The sequence below is a fragment of the Pseudomonas sp. NPDC086581 genome (genome assembly GCF_044746165.1).
In the GTDB taxonomy this organism is placed as follows: Bacteria; Pseudomonadota; Gammaproteobacteria; order Pseudomonadales; family Pseudomonadaceae; genus Pseudomonas.
The window spans coordinates 354,334-370,053 of sequence record NZ_JBIVBR010000003.1; the positions used below are offsets into that span (position 1 = coordinate 354,334).

14 protein-coding genes are annotated in these 15,720 nt (G+C 60.0%); all 14 read left to right on the top strand.

All coding sequences use genetic code 11. The features are described from left to right. The first annotated feature begins 22 nt into the window (after positions 1–22). The 14 genes from ACIPK7_RS09185 to ACIPK7_RS09250 all read left to right on the top strand — a co-directional run bounded on the left by ACIPK7_RS09185 (position 23) and on the right by ACIPK7_RS09250 (position 15,664). Complete coding sequence (locus tag ACIPK7_RS09185; protein WP_401087270.1) at positions 23–1,075, top strand: glycosyltransferase family 4 protein; 1,053 nt, start codon at positions 23–25, stop codon at positions 1,073–1,075. Between the two features lie 301 nt (positions 1,076–1,376). Continuing rightward, positions 1,377–1,823, top strand: a complete 447-nt coding sequence (locus ACIPK7_RS09190) for a low molecular weight protein-tyrosine-phosphatase (RefSeq protein WP_192431829.1) — start codon at positions 1,377–1,379, stop codon at positions 1,821–1,823. 19 nt (positions 1,824–1,842) lie between these two features. Then, on the top strand, positions 1,843–4,086 hold the full coding sequence (locus tag ACIPK7_RS09195) for a polysaccharide biosynthesis tyrosine autokinase (protein ID WP_401087271.1): 2,244 nt from the start codon (positions 1,843–1,845) through the stop codon (positions 4,084–4,086). Between the two features lie 28 nt (positions 4,087–4,114). Beyond that, positions 4,115–4,621: a transcription/translation regulatory transformer protein RfaH gene (rfaH, locus tag ACIPK7_RS09200; RefSeq protein WP_192431827.1), complete on the top strand. Its 507-nt coding sequence runs from the start codon at positions 4,115–4,117 to the stop codon at positions 4,619–4,621. 155 nt (positions 4,622–4,776) lie between these two features. Then, a complete protein-coding gene (locus ACIPK7_RS09205; RefSeq protein ID WP_192431826.1) occupies positions 4,777–5,238 on the top strand; it encodes an adenylyltransferase/cytidyltransferase family protein in 462 nt (153 codons plus the stop codon). A gap of 5 nt (positions 5,239–5,243) precedes the next feature. Then, on the top strand, positions 5,244–6,512 hold the full coding sequence (locus tag ACIPK7_RS09210; RefSeq protein WP_192431825.1) for an oligosaccharide flippase family protein: 1,269 nt from the start codon (positions 5,244–5,246) through the stop codon (positions 6,510–6,512). Then, complete coding sequence (locus ACIPK7_RS09215) at positions 6,496–7,179, top strand: CDP-alcohol phosphatidyltransferase family protein (RefSeq protein ID WP_192431824.1); 684 nt, start codon at positions 6,496–6,498, stop codon at positions 7,177–7,179. Before ACIPK7_RS09210 ends, ACIPK7_RS09215 begins: the two co-directional genes overlap by 17 nt. Before the next feature lie 9 nt (positions 7,180–7,188). Continuing rightward, positions 7,189–8,379 carry an O-antigen ligase family protein gene (locus tag ACIPK7_RS09220; RefSeq protein WP_401087274.1) on the top strand — a complete coding sequence of 397 codons (1,191 nt, stop codon included), beginning with the start codon at positions 7,189–7,191 and terminating at the stop codon, positions 8,377–8,379. Beyond that, complete coding sequence (locus ACIPK7_RS09225; RefSeq protein ID WP_401087276.1) at positions 8,351–9,427, top strand: glycosyltransferase family 4 protein; 1,077 nt, start codon at positions 8,351–8,353, stop codon at positions 9,425–9,427. Before ACIPK7_RS09220 ends, ACIPK7_RS09225 begins: the two co-directional genes overlap by 29 nt. 25 nt (positions 9,428–9,452) lie before the next feature. Further along, the gene (locus ACIPK7_RS09230; protein WP_192431821.1) at positions 9,453–10,868 is read left to right on the top strand and encodes an undecaprenyl-phosphate glucose phosphotransferase; all 1,416 of its coding nucleotides are present in this window, start codon (positions 9,453–9,455) and stop codon (positions 10,866–10,868) included. 166 nt (positions 10,869–11,034) lie between these two features. Continuing rightward, complete coding sequence (locus ACIPK7_RS09235) at positions 11,035–12,144, top strand: polysaccharide biosynthesis/export family protein (RefSeq protein ID WP_192431820.1); 1,110 nt, start codon at positions 11,035–11,037, stop codon at positions 12,142–12,144. Positions 12,145–12,153: 9 nt separating this feature from the next. After that, complete coding sequence (locus tag ACIPK7_RS09240; RefSeq protein ID WP_192431819.1) at positions 12,154–12,810, top strand: YjbF family lipoprotein; 657 nt, start codon at positions 12,154–12,156, stop codon at positions 12,808–12,810. Beyond that, a complete protein-coding gene (locus tag ACIPK7_RS09245) occupies positions 12,807–13,580 on the top strand; it encodes a capsule biosynthesis GfcC family protein (protein ID WP_192431818.1) in 774 nt (257 codons plus the stop codon). Before ACIPK7_RS09240 ends, ACIPK7_RS09245 begins: the two co-directional genes overlap by 4 nt. Then, a complete protein-coding gene (locus ACIPK7_RS09250) occupies positions 13,577–15,664 on the top strand; it encodes a YjbH domain-containing protein (RefSeq protein ID WP_192431817.1) in 2,088 nt (695 codons plus the stop codon). The genes ACIPK7_RS09245 and ACIPK7_RS09250 overlap by 4 nt, the downstream gene beginning before the upstream one ends. The last annotated feature ends 56 nt before the right edge of the window (positions 15,665–15,720 follow it).

Sequence of the window (15,720 nt, forward strand, 5' to 3'; positions counted from 1 at the left end):
TTCCAGGGGCCTACATCGCTTTATGAAGATCCTGCACATCACCGAGTCCTTCGGCGGCGGCGTCACCTCGGCCATCAACTCCTACATCCTCAACTCCCAGCAGCATGAGCACTACCTGCTGGCCTCGGTGCGCAAAGGCGACACCACAGGCGAGGAAAGCCAGGGCCTGTTCAAGCATATGGAACTGGTGCCTCGCCGTCTTTCCAGCCTCGCCCGAATAAAGCCGTACATCGATCGTGTGCAGCCGGATGTCATCCACCTGCACAGCACCTATGCCGGCGCACTGATCCGCGCCCTGCCCTTCATTCCCGCGCAAAAGATCGTCTACACCCCGCACGGGTTTGCCTTCCTGCGTGGCGACCATCCGATGATGCTCAAGGCCTACCGCACCATCGAATCGCTGCTGGCGAAGCGGACGGCGGTGATTGCCGGCTGCGGCCTGGACGAGCAGCGCATCGCCGGGGAACTGATCGAACCGACGCATACCCTGGGACTGGTGAATGTCTGCGACGACCTGCCGGAAGTGCCGGCCGTGCACAGCCTCACCAGCAAACCCGTAGTCGGCATGGTCGGGCGCATCAGCCGGCAGAAGGGCCACGAGTACTTCCGTGCACTGGCGGAAAGCTGCGCGGACGTTGCCCACTTCAAGTGGATAGGTGGCGGGGACGCCCAAGTCATGGCGGAGATGGTCCAAGCCGGTATCGAAGTGACCGGGTGGCGCACACGCGGCGAGGTCATCGCCCACATGAAAGGGCTCGACCTGTACTTTCACACAGCGGCCTGGGATGGCTTCCCCATCTCGGTGCTCGAAGCGGCGAAGCTCGACCTCCCCATCGCACTCCGACGCATCGGCCCCTTCGTTGCAGAAGGCCTGTCCACCGCCCAGGACCTGTCGGAAGCACAGCGGCAAGTCATCGCCTTCTCCAAGGGCGACCCGACTGCCCTGGCTGAGCTGGCACGCAATAGCCAGAACATTCAGCGCCTGCACTCTGGCGAACAGCTGCAGTCTTCGCTGGAACACCTCTACTCCCGCTTCACCCCGCAGCACTCCGCCAAACAGCTCGCCGCAGGCTGACATCGAGGCCTGCCCTGGCGGGCGGGCCGAGTGCCCCCCCAGCCAGGCCGACTTCATCCCTTCCTTCGCTCCTGCCACTGCTCGATCCGACGGCAGAAGCTGATCATCGATCAGCAATCGGAGACGGCATTGCGCCACCAGAATTCTCCGCCCTCATCGACTATTTGAAGGGATTCCCTTTAACCCTCCTCAGAGAATTCCTAAACCCCCGAAACGGGGGAGGCACGCATTGAATCGCCTCGGCGCGAAGATTAATTTTCGCGGCCCATAGGTAGCGCCAATCAATGCAGCGGTGGTCAGCGTGTTCAAGAACGTACTGGTTATCTGCGCAGGAAACATCTGCCGCAGCCCGACAGGCGAGCATCTGCTCCAGCAACATCTCGCCGGTACCGGCATCCGGGTCAGCTCTGCAGGCCTCACCGCGGTGGTCGGTCACCCGTTCGAACGGAACGCTCTCGAAACCCTGCAGCGTCACGGCCAACAGCCCCACGAACATCAGGCACGGCAACTGACACCGCAGATCCTGCAGGCCTCCGACCTCGTGCTGGTCATGGAGCGTCGCCATCTGCAGGACGTCATCCGGTTATCGCCCGTCTCGCGTGGCAAGACCTTCCTGCTCGGCAAATGGCAGAGCGAGCGGGAAATCCCCGATCCCTACAAGCGCGGAACGGCAGCTTTCGAGCATGCCTACGCCCTGATCGAGGAAGGCGCTGTCGCCTGGTCACGACGTCTTCAACCTCAACGCTGATTACTTCAAGAAGCCTCTCATGCAATACCCTCAAACGCCCGCTCTTCCGCCGGCCGTCAGCGATGACGACGAAATCGACCTGCTCGCCCTGTTCGGCACCCTGCTCGATCACAAATGGCTGATCGCAGGCATCACCGCCGGCTTCATGGTTGTGGGTGTGGCCTATGCCCTGCTGGCTGCTCCCGTCTATCGCGCGACCGCCACTCTCCAGGTCGAGCAGAAAAAGCCCGGTATTCCCGGACTTTCGGATATGAGCGACCTGCTGGGAGCACAGTCACAGGCCGTTACTGAAATCCAGTTGCTGACTTCGCGGACGGTGATCGGCAAGGCCGTGGATGCACTCAAGCTGGATATCGAAATCCAGCCCTCGCTTTTCCCGGTGATCGGCAACTTCCTTCATCGCATCTACGCTCCGGAACAGCCAGGAGAGATTGCCTCGCCCCTGCTGGGCATGAGCCGTTTCGCCTGGGGCGGGGAGACACTGAAGATCTTCCAGCTCGAAGTTCCCACTGCGTTGCTCGAGAAAGAGCTGAAGCTCATCGCCGGCGAAAAAGGCCAGTTCACGCTGCTCGACAAAGACGACAACGTACTGGTGAAAGGCGAGGTTGGCCAACCCGCTGAGCGAAACGGCGTGAAGATCCAGGTGGAAGTGCTGAACGCCAACCCTGGCACGCGCTTTACCGTCATTCGCGAACGCCGGCTGAGCGCCATCCTTGATTACCAGCTGGCACTCAACGCCAGCGAAACCGGCAAGGAGTCCGGCATCCTCACCCTGTCGCTGGATGACGAACAACCCGATCAGGCGCTTACCGTCCTCAATGCCATCAGCCAGCAGTATGTCCTGCAGAATGTCGAACGCGCTTCTGCCGAAGCTGCCTCCAGCCTGGACTTCCTGCGCGGGCAACTGCCGGAAGTGCGCAAGGACCTGGAGCAATCAGAAAACGCCCTCAGCGGTTACCAATCCCGCGCCAAATCAGCCGACATCAGCCTGGAAACCAAGGCACTGCTGGACCAGATTGTCGCCCTGGACACCAATATCTCCCAGCTCAAACTCCAGCAAGCCGAGATGGATCACAAGTTCACCCGCCAGCACCCGGCCTACCAGGCCCTGATGCGGCAGATCGGCGAACTCACCAGCAAGCAGTCCGGCCTCGCCAAGCGCGTGGAGGCCCTGCCGGAAACACAACAGGACCTGCTGCGCCTGACCCGCGACGTGCAGGTCAGCACCGCCATCTATACGCAGATGCTGAACAAGGCCCAGGAACTCGACGTCATGCGCGCCGGTGCCGTCGGCAACGTGCGCATCATCGACCCTGCCGACGTCGATATCACCAAACCGGTTAAACCGAAGCAGCCACTGATCGTTGCCATCGCCACGCTGCTCGGCCTGTTCTTTTCCATCGCTTTGGCACTGCTGCGCAAGAGCCTGAATCGCGGAATCGAAAACCCGACGGCGATTGAACAACTTGGCCTGCCGGTCTACGCCTCCATTCCCTACAGCGAACTGCAGAAATCGGAAGAGCAAGAACGCAACAAGAAGAACGGGAATCGTAAAGCCACCATCACCCCGGCTCCACTGCTGGCGTCCGGCCATCCAACCGACCTCGCCATCGAATCCCTGCGTAGCCTGCGCACCAGCTTGCACTTCGCCATGCTGGAGTCTGGCGACAATCGCCTGATGATCTCCGGCCCTAGCCCCGCAGTAGGCAAATCCTTCGTGAGCTCCAACCTGGCCGCCGTGATTGCCCAGGCGGGCCAGCGCGTACTGCTGATCGATGTCGACATGCGCAAGGGCTACCTGCACAAAGTCTTCGGCACCGATGACAAGCAGGGCCTTTCCGACCTGCTCATCCATCGTTGCACCTTCGAGCAGGCAGTCCGGGCCACTGATGTGGAGAACCTCAGCTTCATCTCTCGCGGGCAGATCCCGCCGAATCCGTCGGAACTGCTGATGCACCCCAACTTCACCGACCTGCTGGAGCGGGCCAGCACCAAATTCGACCTGGTAATCCTCGACACCCCCCCTCTGCTCGCCGTTACCGATGCTGCCATCGTCGGCCGGCAAGCTGGCACCAGTCTGATCGTCACCCGCTTCGGCAAGAACGCCCCACGGGAAATCGAACTGACGATTCGCCGCTTCGAGCAGAACGGTATCGAACTCAAGGGGGCGATTTTCAACGGCGTCGAGCGACGAGCCTCGGACTACTACGGCAACGGGGCGTATGCCAACTACCAGTATGAATACCTGTCGGGAAACAGCTGACACCAGCTGGGCATTCCGGAGCGAATCTATGCAAACAGTCACAGAAAAGCGCTGGTACCTCGTGCAATGCAAACCCAGGCAAGACCTGCGCGCACTGGCCAATCTGCAACAACAGCACTACGAGTGCCTATTGCCAATGCGCCAGGTCGAGCGGATCAGCCAGGGAACCCTCCAGCTCCGATCGGAACCACTGTTTCCTGGCTACCTATTCATTGAGCTCGACACGCTGCAGGACAACTGGATGCCGATTCGCTCCACTCGAGGTGTCAGCCAGATGGTTCGCTTTGACAACGAACCACTGCCCGTCCCGCAGTCGGTCATAGCAGGAGTGCGATCACACACCTCCGCCGTGATCCGGCTGCTTCAGCCAGGGGACCGAGTTCGAATCAGCACTTCAGAATCCGTCGGAGTAGAGGCGATATTCGAAGCCCGGGACGGTACCGAGCGAGTGATCCTGCTGCTCAATCTGCTGCAAAGAGATTCACGTGTCAGCGTGCCAGTCACCCACATCCAGCGGCTCGCACGCCACAGTTAGAACCAGCACGCGATAACCCGCAACGCCAGCAACTCGGCCCTGGTGGCCGATAACAACAACCCGCATCCGCGTTCTCAGGAAATCAACCAAAAATCCTGGGGCGGTAGCGTGCCGACGCCTTGATGTTGAAGCACGCGCCACGAACTCTATGCTCTATGAAAACGACCGTTCTGACTTATGGCACCTTCGATCTTTTCCACCACGGCCACCTGAAACTGCTGACCCGCCTGAAAGCCTTGGGCGATAGATTGATCGTTGGCGTTTCCACCGACGAGTTCAACGCCGGCAAGGGCAAGAAGACCATCATTCCGTTCGCCGATCGAATAGAAATCGTACAGTCAATCAAGTTCGTCGACCTGGCGATTCCAGAAACTGACTGGGCTCAGAAAGCACAGGATATCGTGACCTACGACGCGTCGATTCTCGGCATGGGACACGACTGGGAAGGGAAGTTCGATCACCTGAGTTCGCTGTGCAAGGTCGTTTACCTGCCTCGCACCGAAGGCATCTCCAGCACGCAGATCAAACAAAGCCTGGGCTACTTCGACAAGTCTCATCTCTCAGACCTGAAGGCTTCGCTCGACACCATCTCATCGATCATCGAGCGCCTGCGCTGATTCCCATGAGATCGATCACTCGGCTTGTCACCCACCCGCTGGCAGCAAACACGCTCGCTGCCAGCCTGACGCAGCTGGCCAATTTCCTGCCGTTGCTTTTGTTGCCGATCCTTACCCAGCGACTGGGCATCGCCAGTTTCGGCTCGGTCGCCATGGTGCTCTCCCTCAGCCAGTTGTCGCTGATCATCACCGACTTCGGCTACGGCCTCTCGAGCACCTACAAGATCGCTTGCCATCGTGAAGAACCTCAGCTGATTGGCCGACTGCTGGGCGCGGTATTCCTGGGCAAGCTGCCACTCGTTGCTGGAGCGTCGTTGATCAGCATGCTGGTCCCGATGCTGATTCCTGCATACCGCCAGGATACTCCGCTCTTCGCCCTGGGCCTCCTCGCCATCGCGGGCCAGGCTTATCAAGCCAACTGGCTGTTTATCGGGCTGGAACGCATGAAGGTCATCACCTTCTACAACCTTTCGACCAAAGCTCTTTACCTGTCGATCGTGCTGTTGTTCGTCCACGATGGCGGCGACGCGTGGCTAGTGATTCTCGGTTGGGGACTCGCCCAACTGGCTGCGGCAGGACTTTCAATCCACCAGATATACCGTTGCAACTTTCGTGTGCTCAGGCCACGAGTACACGAGGTCGCGCAGGAGTTTCGCACAGCGCTGCCTTTCTTCACTTCACGAATCGCCGTGGCGACCTACACCTCGGCAGCCACGACTGTCGTCGGCCTATCCGGGCAGGTCCAGGCAGCACAGTTCTATGCCTGCCAGCAGGTCTATCGGATTGGTTCTGCCCTGCCGGTGAACCAGGTGCTCTATCCATTCATGGCCAAGCATCGCAACTGGCGGGTATTCCTGCTGGTGACTCTGGGCTCCGCCTCGGCACTCGCCATGCTGGCTGGTCTGCTTGCAGCCTTTTCCGGAGAAATACTGCAAAAAGCCCTGGGCGATGACTTCATCGAAGCCAGGAGCACTTTCATCATCATGCTCGCCGCCATGGTGGCGAGTTATCTTGCCGCCGCGTTCGGATATCCCGCCTTTGCCGCTCTGGATCGTCTGGACCACGCCAACCGCACGGTCGTGCACGCCTCGATTGCCAACATCTTCGTGCTGGCATGCCTCTATGTTTTCGACCAGATCAACGCCCGCAACGTCGCCCTGACAATCTTGGCAACCGAACTTCTGGTGCTTGTGCTGCGCATCCGCGCACTCCTGAGTTGCCGGAAATCCATTCCTCAACCAATCGCTATCGATAGCCATGCCGACCATTACTGAAATCAAACAGTCCATGCCACGGGACAAGAGCCAATATGATCGCTGGGGGAATCCGGCGGCCTATTTCTGTGCCAGGCCACTATCCTACCCCGTCACCGCCCTCTTCATCGCCCTAGGCCTGGGCGCAAATACGGCGTCTGCCGCCTCCATCGTTTTTGCCCTGCTCTCCATCGCCGCAGCGGCAATGGCGTCATCGGCCTGGCTGGTCGGTGGACTCGTGATGATGTGGCTCATACTCGACTGCGTGGACGGCAACATTGCCCGATTTACGCGTACCGGCTCCAACCGAGGAGAATTCCTCGACGCCATGGGCGGCTACACCATTACTGCGGGTCTCTACCTGGCAATTGGCTACGGCTCGGGAAATATGGAAAGCCTGGTACTGGGCGCACTGGCCAGCATTTTTTCGCTCTTTTCCCGATTGATTCTGAACAAGGTCAACGTACTCTCGGGGGGACGCCGAGACGGATCTGGGGACACCGGCTCAGGCAAGGTGGCCATGTGGCTGCTGTCCGTCTACAACCTCTCCGGAATCGGAATGCTCCTGCTGCTCCTCGCCATCCTGTTCCAGCATGAAGCAGAGTATCTCGCATTCCAGGCACTGACTGGAGCGGCCCTCACCGGTGGAGCATTCTTGCAAGGCTGGAAGAAGCTTCAGGCAAGCTGATCTCCGAACATGCCCACGCAACTCTCCCGGATGCTCTGCTGCATCGTCGTCATATTCCTCGTGGCACTTCCCAAAAGTGGCTTCTATGTAGGAAGCACACCGATCTACAGCCTTTACCTGATCGTCCTGCTGATCACCCCGATCCTGCTGATGCTTCGGCTGAGCACGCCCGTGCGACAAATCGGACCGCTATCACGCTGCACTTTGGCAATTGTGCCCTTCTGGGCAATCTGGGTTGCAACGGAGTTGATAATCGGCCACGAGAACGTCGGTTATCTGGGTGGACATATGTTCGTGTTCATCCTGATACCGACCTTCTTCTACCTGCTGTCTCTGCTTTACGACGAACGGACCCAAGCAACCATCTTTCGAACACTGACACTCTGCATTCGAATGGTCGCGGTGTTCGGAATTATCTCTTTTCTGCACGCAGTGCTGACCGGCGACTATCTCAATATTCCCTATCTGACGACTGGGGGCGGCGATGATGTGCTTTCCGTATGGCAGCGCAATAACCAGCGAGGAGAACTATTCAAGCTGGTCTCCACCTACAACAACGGAAACATCTATGGCCTTTGCATGGCCATGCTTACTCCGCTGTATTTCCGTCTAGAACAGCGATCGATCTTCAAGGTGATACTGATCGCCAGCATGATCCTCACCCTATCGCGCACTGTGTGGTTGCTCACCATCCTTGCCTTGCTAATGACATTCGGGCAAGGGCTCACACTTCGCCGGCTCATAGCCCTGGTCGCAAGCCTCTTTGTCTGCGTCACAGCCGCCATATTCCTCTCCGCCAACTACCTCGGCGGCGATCGTTTCCTGATGGATAGATCTCTGGGCAATCGTGATCAGTTCTTCTGGATGCTCAATGAGTTCCGGCTCATGCCTCAGGAGCCCATATCCGCCATCACTGAAATTCCTTATCTGTCGATCTATTACGACTTCGGCCTGATAGGCCTGGTCTGCTTTGTACTTTTCTTCATCTCGCCGTTGCTGATCGGCAATCCGAGCCCATTCAGTCTTCGGCTCCGCCCCGAACTGCGCGCGTTAAATGCAGGCGTACTGATCTATCTGTTCGCATCCTTGAGCGACTCGGCACTGCTCTTCGTACCAAGTTTCGCCTGCTTCGGATTTCTCGCATTCCTGAAACTATCCCTGTCACGCCGCCATGAACAAACTTTCCCTCCGAACCTTTAAAATCCTCCACGTTGCAGAGACCATCCAGGGTGGTGTTGCCACCTACCTGGAAACACTGGACAAGACATCGCCCCACGAAAATCGGTATCTGATCCCAGGCAGCCAGCGCGAGTGCATCGCCATAGACAGCTCGAAGCTCCAGCTGTTCAAGGGGGGCGGGCGCCTCAGCCGGGCAACTCATCTTTTCCAGGCACTTAGTAAGACACTCAAACAGGATCGCTTTGATCTGATTCACCTGCACAGTTCGCTGGCCGGCTACAGCTTCGTATTGCGGCGACTGATGCTGCTGAAGAGTCCCCCGGCGATCTATTGCGCTCATGGCTGGTCATTCCTGCGCGAAACCTCGCGCATGGAGAACCTGGCTAGCAGGTTTCTGGACCTCCTTACCGGAATGCTTTCCGACGGCATCATTCATATTTCCAGGACCGAGCAGAAACGAGCGTCGTTCATCCCCAATGCCAATCAGGCGATCATCTACAACCCGGTCGATCCGCATTACCTGTCCGAACCAGCTTGGCAAGGTCGCAAACTGGACAGTACGGTCCTGTTCGTCGGCCGACTGGACCGCCAGAAGGGATTCGACCTCCTCTACCGCGCGTTCAATAGTCCATCTCTCAAGGGTGTCCAGCTCCTGGTCGCCGGCTCGGCAGTACTGGAAGGCCGTGAATACGCCGCTACCGACAATGTTCGCTTCCTGGGATGGCAGGACAAGAACTCCCTGTCCGAACTCTATGAACGAGCAACGCTAACAATCATGCCGTCTCGCTGGGAAGGCTTCGGTCTGGTCGCCATCGAGTCCCTCGCCAAAGGCACTCCGGTACTGGTCAATCAGACTGGCTCGTTACCGGAAATCGTCGCCCCCGTGGGACTGGTAGCGGACCTTTCCAGCGAGGAAACGATGATAAGGCATATCAAAAGCGCCCTCTCGACGGGGACGACTCGATCCCCCGAGGAACTGCGCGACTTTGTGCGCCAGCACTTCGCGCCCGACAGATTCGCCCGAGAGCTCTCCGCGTTCTACGCCCGCACCCTGCGCCTCACTGTCTGAACCAATTGTCCTAGAGACTCACTCGATGAACACCTTGGACCGTGGAATTCTCCGCCCCCATCAAGCCACTATCTCCGTCCTGCAGAAGCTGCTCGATCTTTGTGTCATCTGCTTCAGTATGGAACTGGTGCTCATTGCCAACAAAGACCACTGGGACTATTCAGCGGTCATCGCAACGCTGTTTGCCCTGGTTATCTTCTATCTGCTCAGCGACTTCGGTCAGCTGTACACCTCCTGGCGAGGTGAGCGAACGCGCGAAGAACTACGCAAGGTAGCCGGCATCTGGGCAGTCAGCTTCGCGGGAGTGGCTGTCGCGGATTATCTGATTCCTGAAATCACCCTGCTCGATGCAAAAGGTCAGGTTCAATGGTTTTCTCTGGTACTGATCAGCCTCGGTGGCTATCGCATGGTGCTGCGCTCCGGCCTGCATGCGCTGCGACGTCGCGGTTTCAATACCCGCTCGATCGCCATTGCCGGGGCCGGCGCGCTGGGGCAACGCCTGGCCAGTAACATTGCCAGCGCTCCGTGGATGGGCTTGGAACTTGCCGGCTTCTACGATGATGTTCGCTATGAGCCGGTCAGCCTGGGCAAGGGAAAGGTCCAGCTCCCCATTTCCGGTGATATGGAGAAGCTGGTCGAGCAAGCGCGCGCCGGCAAACTGGATCGCGTCTACATCACCCTGCCTATGCGCAGCGAAGAGCGCATCAAGTGGCTGGTCAGGCAATTGAGCGATACCACCGTATCCGTGCACATCGTGCCCGATGTTTTCGTCTTCGACCTGCTCCACGCCCGCGCACAGAACATCGACGGCATCCCCACCATCAGCATCTTCGACAGCCCCATGGTTGGCGCTGGCGCGCTGGTGAAGCGCCTGGAAGATATCGTGCTGTCCACACTGATCCTCTGCCTGATCGCCGTACCGATGCTGCTGATCTCTGCGGCGGTGAAGTTCACCTCGCCGGGCTCAGTGTTCTTCAAGCAGAAGCGCTATGGCATCGATGGCCGCTCCATCGAAGTCTGGAAGTTCCGCAGCATGCGGGTGATGGAAAACGGTGCGAAGGTCACACAGGCCACCCGTAATGACAGCCGCATCACCCCGGTCGGCGCCTTCCTGCGCCGCACGTCGCTGGATGAGTTGCCGCAGTTCATCAACGTGCTGCTCGGCGACATGTCCATCGTTGGTCCACGCCCCCATGCAATCGCCCACAACGAGGAATACCGCGGGCAGATCAGCAGTTACATGCTGCGTCACAAGGTCAAGCCGGGCATCACCGGGTGGGCGCAGGTGAATGGCTGGCGCGGGGAGACCGACACGCTGGAGAAGATGCAAAAGCGGGTCGAGTTCGACCTCGCCTACATCAATAACTGGTCACTCTGGTGGGACCTGAAGATCGTCTTCCTGACCTTGTTCAAGGGCTTCGTTCACCAGAACGCCTACTGAACCGCCACCAGCACGCCTTAACCAGATATCCCCTTCACCAGCGTCTCTCTTTTCTGACAGCCACCTTCCAAGTCGGTTGCTAACCTGCGCCACCTCCCAGGCTCCCGCTGCCAAACGCCGCTGAGGAAGCCTCACTGTCCATTCCATTTCCTATCCTGGCTTCGTCATGATTCGTCCATTGTCCGTCGCTATCCTTACCGCCCTCGCCTTGCAAGGCTGCATGTTCTCCCCCGGCCAGTACCTGGATACAGGGCGACTGACGCAGGAAGATTCGGCTGAATCCAGCCGCGTCCAACTGGTGCAGATCACTCCCAAACTGCTCACGGTCGAAGCCGCGACGCAAAGAACGGAGTCGATCCCGACGGAGCTGACCAGCTTCCACCCCGAGAGCTATCAGATCGGCGCCGGTGACCTGCTTTACATCACCGTGTGGGACCACCCCGAGCTCACCTCTCCGGCTGGCCAGCAACAACAGACCGACGCCAACGGGCGACTGGTCCGGCCCGACGGCACGCTGTTCTACCCCTACATTGGCACCTTGCAGGTCGCCGGTCACACCATCGAAGACGTCCGCAAGACCATCAGCCTGGCGCTCTCGGCCTATGTGGAAGAGCCGCAGGTCGATATCGCCATCCTGCGCTTCGCCAGCCAGCGCGTGCTGCTCAATGGCGCCTTCATCAAGGCCGGGCCACAAGCGATCACCACGACTCCGCTGACCCTGATGGAAGCCATCGGTGCCGCCCAGCTCGACACCGTCAATGCCGACCTCTCCGGCCTGACCCTACAGCGCGACAACCAGGTCTACCCCTTGAACCTGGATGCCCTGAATACAGCGCAGGGCTCCGACCTGTACGGCCTTTACCTGAAGGACGGCGACCGCATCTATCTGCCCTACAACGACCGCAAGAAGGTCTACCTGATGGGCGAGGTCAACGCCCCGCGCGCGCTGAACTTCAAGACCCGCGACATGAACCTGGCCGATGCGCTGGGCAGTGTCGGCGGCCTGAACCAGACCACGGCCAGCGGCAAGGCGGTCTATGTCATCCGCGGAGTCGAGAACCTCGAACAGGAACGCGCCACGGTCTTCCAGCTCGACGCCAACTCGCCCACCGCGTTCATCCTGGCCCAGCAGTTCCAGCTACAGCCGCAGGACGTGGTCTACGTTGGCCCGGCCGGCGTGACGCGCTGGAACCGCCTGATCAGCCAGTTAGTGCCGTCCGCCGGCATCCTGGGCACCGGTTCAACCGTGCAGCGCAACCTCACAAACAACAACTGACCTCCAGCCATGAACGCCCTTCGCTTGCCGCTGCTGGCCTCTCTGGCCACCTCGCTGTGCGCCTGCAATCCCCTGATGCAAGGTTCCCTGAACACCCTCGGCGCCAGCCTCAGCCGCCCAGCGCCGCTGGAGCTGACCCGCGCTCAGGTCGAAGCCCTGCCCTATTACCAGATCCAGGTCACCACCGTGTATGGCTCGGCGGTGATGGCTCTGGTACGCATCCAGGGCGACCTGCAGTACTGGCGCACTTCTTCAGGCCAATTTCTGCTGCTGCAGGATGGCATCGTGGTGCGCACCCTGGGCTTCCCGAATGACCTGTTGAGCACAAGGCTCAGCGCAGATTCGCCCTTCCATCGGGGGTTGCACCAGATCACAGACGGCCAGCAGAGCCAACGCACGATCGATCTCGGACCTGATTATCAGCTGGGCGTCCTTGTCAAAGGCCACCTCTCCCACAGCGGCACCGAGACCGTACGAGTTCTCGATCAAGACCTGGCTCTCCTGCGCATCGACGAGCAGTTGAGTGCGCCTATCGACGGAATGTCGTCGACCAATCGCTACTGGGTCGATCCCAAGGACGGTTTCATCCTGCAGAGCCAGCAGCAGGTAGCACCGGGCTTGAACGTCACCATCACCCAACTGCGCCCACTCCGGGGGCAACCATGAAGTTCGCTCGACTCTCCTGCCTGGCCGCCTGCTTCCTGGCCAGCACCTCGCTCCTCGCCGCTACCCGTATCGAAGTACTGGGCTCCCTGCCCTCCCCCGGGGAAAAGCAGATCGCCGAAGGCCTGCGCCTGGGGCAGTTGCTCGGGCAGTTGCAGGTGGACCCTCTCGGTTACTGGCTCGGTGCATCCTGGCAACGTCAAAGCCTGAAGCAGGAGCAACAGCGGCTGAAGGCCGGCATCCTGTTTGATCTGATCCAGTTGCAACGTCTGGCCCGACTGCAGGACAACCCCAGCCTGGCGAACGCCGCGCGGCAGTTGAACGAGCAGGTAAGCGCACTTCCGGTGACCGGTCGAAAGATCTACCCGCTGGACCCACTGGCCGTCGAACTGAACATGGCGCACTCACCGAAGCTGCAGGGCGGCGACCGCCTGATCTTCCCGCCACGCCCGGACTACGTTCGCATCGTCGGCGCGGTATCGCAGGACTGCGCACTCCCATTCGTTCCGTTGCAGCAGGCCTATCGCTACGCACAACAGTGCCCCGCATTGGCCGACGCAGACCCGGACTACCTCTACCTGATCCAGCCCGACGGCCAGGTGACGCGCCTGGGCATTGCCCTGTGGAACCGTGAAGAAGCGGTTCCACCGGCTCCCGGTGCCGTGTTGCTGGTTCCACTGAACGCCAGCGATATCAATGCCATCGCCCCGGACCTGAACCGCGAGCTGGCCGAATTTCTCGCCACCCAGCCCTTGCCGGCGGACGCACCATGAACCTTCGCTACGGTCTTTACCCCCTGCTGGTCGTTGCCAGCCTGGCGAGCGCCGAACCCCGCTATACCCAGAATGATTTCGGCGGCGTCGGGCTGCTGCAAACACCCACTGCACGCATGTTGCCGGCCGGGGAAATCAGCATCAACGCCAGCCGCACCGATCCCTACTCACGCTACAGCTTCTCGTTGCAGCCGTTCGACTGGATGGAAGGCACCTTCCGCTATACGTCGATCAGCAACCGCAAATACGGAGTGGCAGACGAGAGCGGCGACCAGAGCTACAAGGACAAGGCCTTCGACGTCAAATTCCGTCTCCTGCAGGAAAGTCGCTGGGTACCGGAAATCGCCTTGGGCGGGCGCGACGTTGGCGGCACTGGATTGTTCTCCAGCGAGTATCTCGTGGGGAACAAGCGTGTGGGTGATCTGGATTTCAGTCTTGGGCTGGCCTGGGGTTACATCGGCAACCGTGGCGAACTGGATAATCCGCTGGGGTGGATCGATGACAGATTCAACACGCGGCCTACTTCCGAGGGCACGGGAGAGCTGAGCTCCAACAGCTACTTCCGCGGCCGCCCCTCCCCCTTCGGCGGCATCAACTGGCAAACCCCCTGGGAGCCGCTCTCGCTCAAGCTGGAATACGACGGCAACGACTACCAGCACGAACCGCTGAACAACAACCAGAAGCAGAGTTCGCCCTTCAACATCGGCATGGTTTTCAAGGCCAACGACGCGATCGACCTGACTGCCGCCTTCGAGCGCGGCAACACGGCAATGTTCGGCATCACCTTGCACACCAACTTCGCCACACGCACGGCACCGGCCAAGGTCAGCGACCCGGCCCCCGAACCCCTGGTGGAGCGCACGCCCGAGCCCGGTACCAGCTCGGCGGATTGGGCAGACGTCTCCCGCCGCGTTGAGGAAAATGCCGGCTACAAGGTCGAACGCATCACCCGCAAGAACAGCGAAGTGGTGGTCTATGGCGAGCAGACCCGCTACCTCTACCCGCCCGAAGCCGTCGGCCGTACCGCGCGCATCCTCGACAACAGCGCCGATGACGATGTCCAGTGGTTCACCGTCGTCGATACCCGCTACGGCCAGCCCATGGTCGAAACCAGCGTACCGCGCAAAGTATTCCGTGACGTGGCCAACCAGGAACGCCCGCTGGAAGACCTGCGCCGCAGCACCGAACAGAACGTACCGCTGCCGCAGCAGGAAGAGTTGCTCTACGCACAGCAACCCGACCCGTTCAGCTACAACGTCGGCCTGGGCTACAACCAGAGCATCGGCGGGCCGGACAACTTCCTCCTCTACCAATTCACCGCCGATCTCGACAGCGAATACCGCTTCACGCCGAGCCTGTGGGCGAACGGCCTGCTCAGCGTCAACCTGATCAACAACTACGACGACTTCAAGTACGACGCCCCCAGCGGGCTGCCGCGAGTGCGCACGGACATCCGTCAGTACATGACGACCTCCAACGTCACCCTGCCGACCTTCCAGCTGAACAAGACCGCACGGCTGGACCAGGACCTCTACGGCATGGTCTACGGCGGCTACCTGGAAAGCATGTACGCCGGCGCTGGCGGCGAATTGCTGTACCGCCCAATGAATCAGGACTGGGCGCTGGGCGCCAACCTTGACCTGGTGCGCCAGCGCGATTTCGACCAGCACTTGGGCTTGCGTGACTACCAGACGGCGACCGGCTTCGTCACCCTCTACTGGCAGACCGGCTTCGAAGACATCCTCGCCACCGCAAGCGCCGGCCGCTATCTGGCACGGGACTGGGGTGGCACCCTGGACCTTTCACGGCAGTTCCGCAACGGCGTCCGCTTCGGCGCCTGGGTGACACTGACCACCGCCAGCAAAGACGAATACGGCGAAGGCAGCTTCGACAAGGGCATGTACGTATCGATCCCCTTCGATGAGCTGATGAGCAGCTCCACCATGCGCCGCGCCAATCTCTCCTGGGACCCGCTGACCCGCGATGGCGGCGCAAGGCTCAACCACTACTACTCGTTGTATGACCTCACGGACGGGCGCGACCAGACGATGTTCCAGAACCTCTTCGGACGTATCGTGAAATAACTCGACGCTCACTTGGATCATGGCGCGGAAACCGAAGTCCCCCACAATGGTCTGAC

Bases quoted from the DNA above. Each gene is read 5' to 3' on its own strand.
- ACIPK7_RS09185 (WP_401087270.1), top strand. From the start codon at position 23: ATGAAGATCCTGCACATCACCGAGTCCTTCGGCGGCGGCGTCACCTCG.
- ACIPK7_RS09195 (WP_401087271.1), top strand. From the start codon at position 1,843: ATGCAATACCCTCAAACGCCCGCTCTTCCGCCGGCCGTCAGCGATGAC.
- rfaH (WP_192431827.1), top strand. From the start codon at position 4,115: ATGCAAACAGTCACAGAAAAGCGCTGGTACCTCGTGCAATGCAAACCC.
- ACIPK7_RS09205 (WP_192431826.1), top strand. From the start codon at position 4,777: ATGAAAACGACCGTTCTGACTTATGGCACCTTCGATCTTTTCCACCAC.
- ACIPK7_RS09210 (WP_192431825.1), top strand. From the start codon at position 5,244: ATGAGATCGATCACTCGGCTTGTCACCCACCCGCTGGCAGCAAACACG.
- ACIPK7_RS09215 (WP_192431824.1), top strand. From the start codon at position 6,496: ATGCCGACCATTACTGAAATCAAACAGTCCATGCCACGGGACAAGAGC.
- ACIPK7_RS09220 (WP_401087274.1), top strand. From the start codon at position 7,189: ATGCCCACGCAACTCTCCCGGATGCTCTGCTGCATCGTCGTCATATTC.
- ACIPK7_RS09225 (WP_401087276.1), top strand. From the start codon at position 8,351: ATGAACAAACTTTCCCTCCGAACCTTTAAAATCCTCCACGTTGCAGAG.
- ACIPK7_RS09230 (WP_192431821.1), top strand. From the start codon at position 9,453: ATGAACACCTTGGACCGTGGAATTCTCCGCCCCCATCAAGCCACTATC.
- ACIPK7_RS09235 (WP_192431820.1), top strand. From the start codon at position 11,035: ATGATTCGTCCATTGTCCGTCGCTATCCTTACCGCCCTCGCCTTGCAA.
- ACIPK7_RS09240 (WP_192431819.1), top strand. From the start codon at position 12,154: ATGAACGCCCTTCGCTTGCCGCTGCTGGCCTCTCTGGCCACCTCGCTG.
- ACIPK7_RS09245 (WP_192431818.1), top strand. From the start codon at position 12,807: ATGAAGTTCGCTCGACTCTCCTGCCTGGCCGCCTGCTTCCTGGCCAGC.
- ACIPK7_RS09250 (WP_192431817.1), top strand. From the start codon at position 13,577: ATGAACCTTCGCTACGGTCTTTACCCCCTGCTGGTCGTTGCCAGCCTG.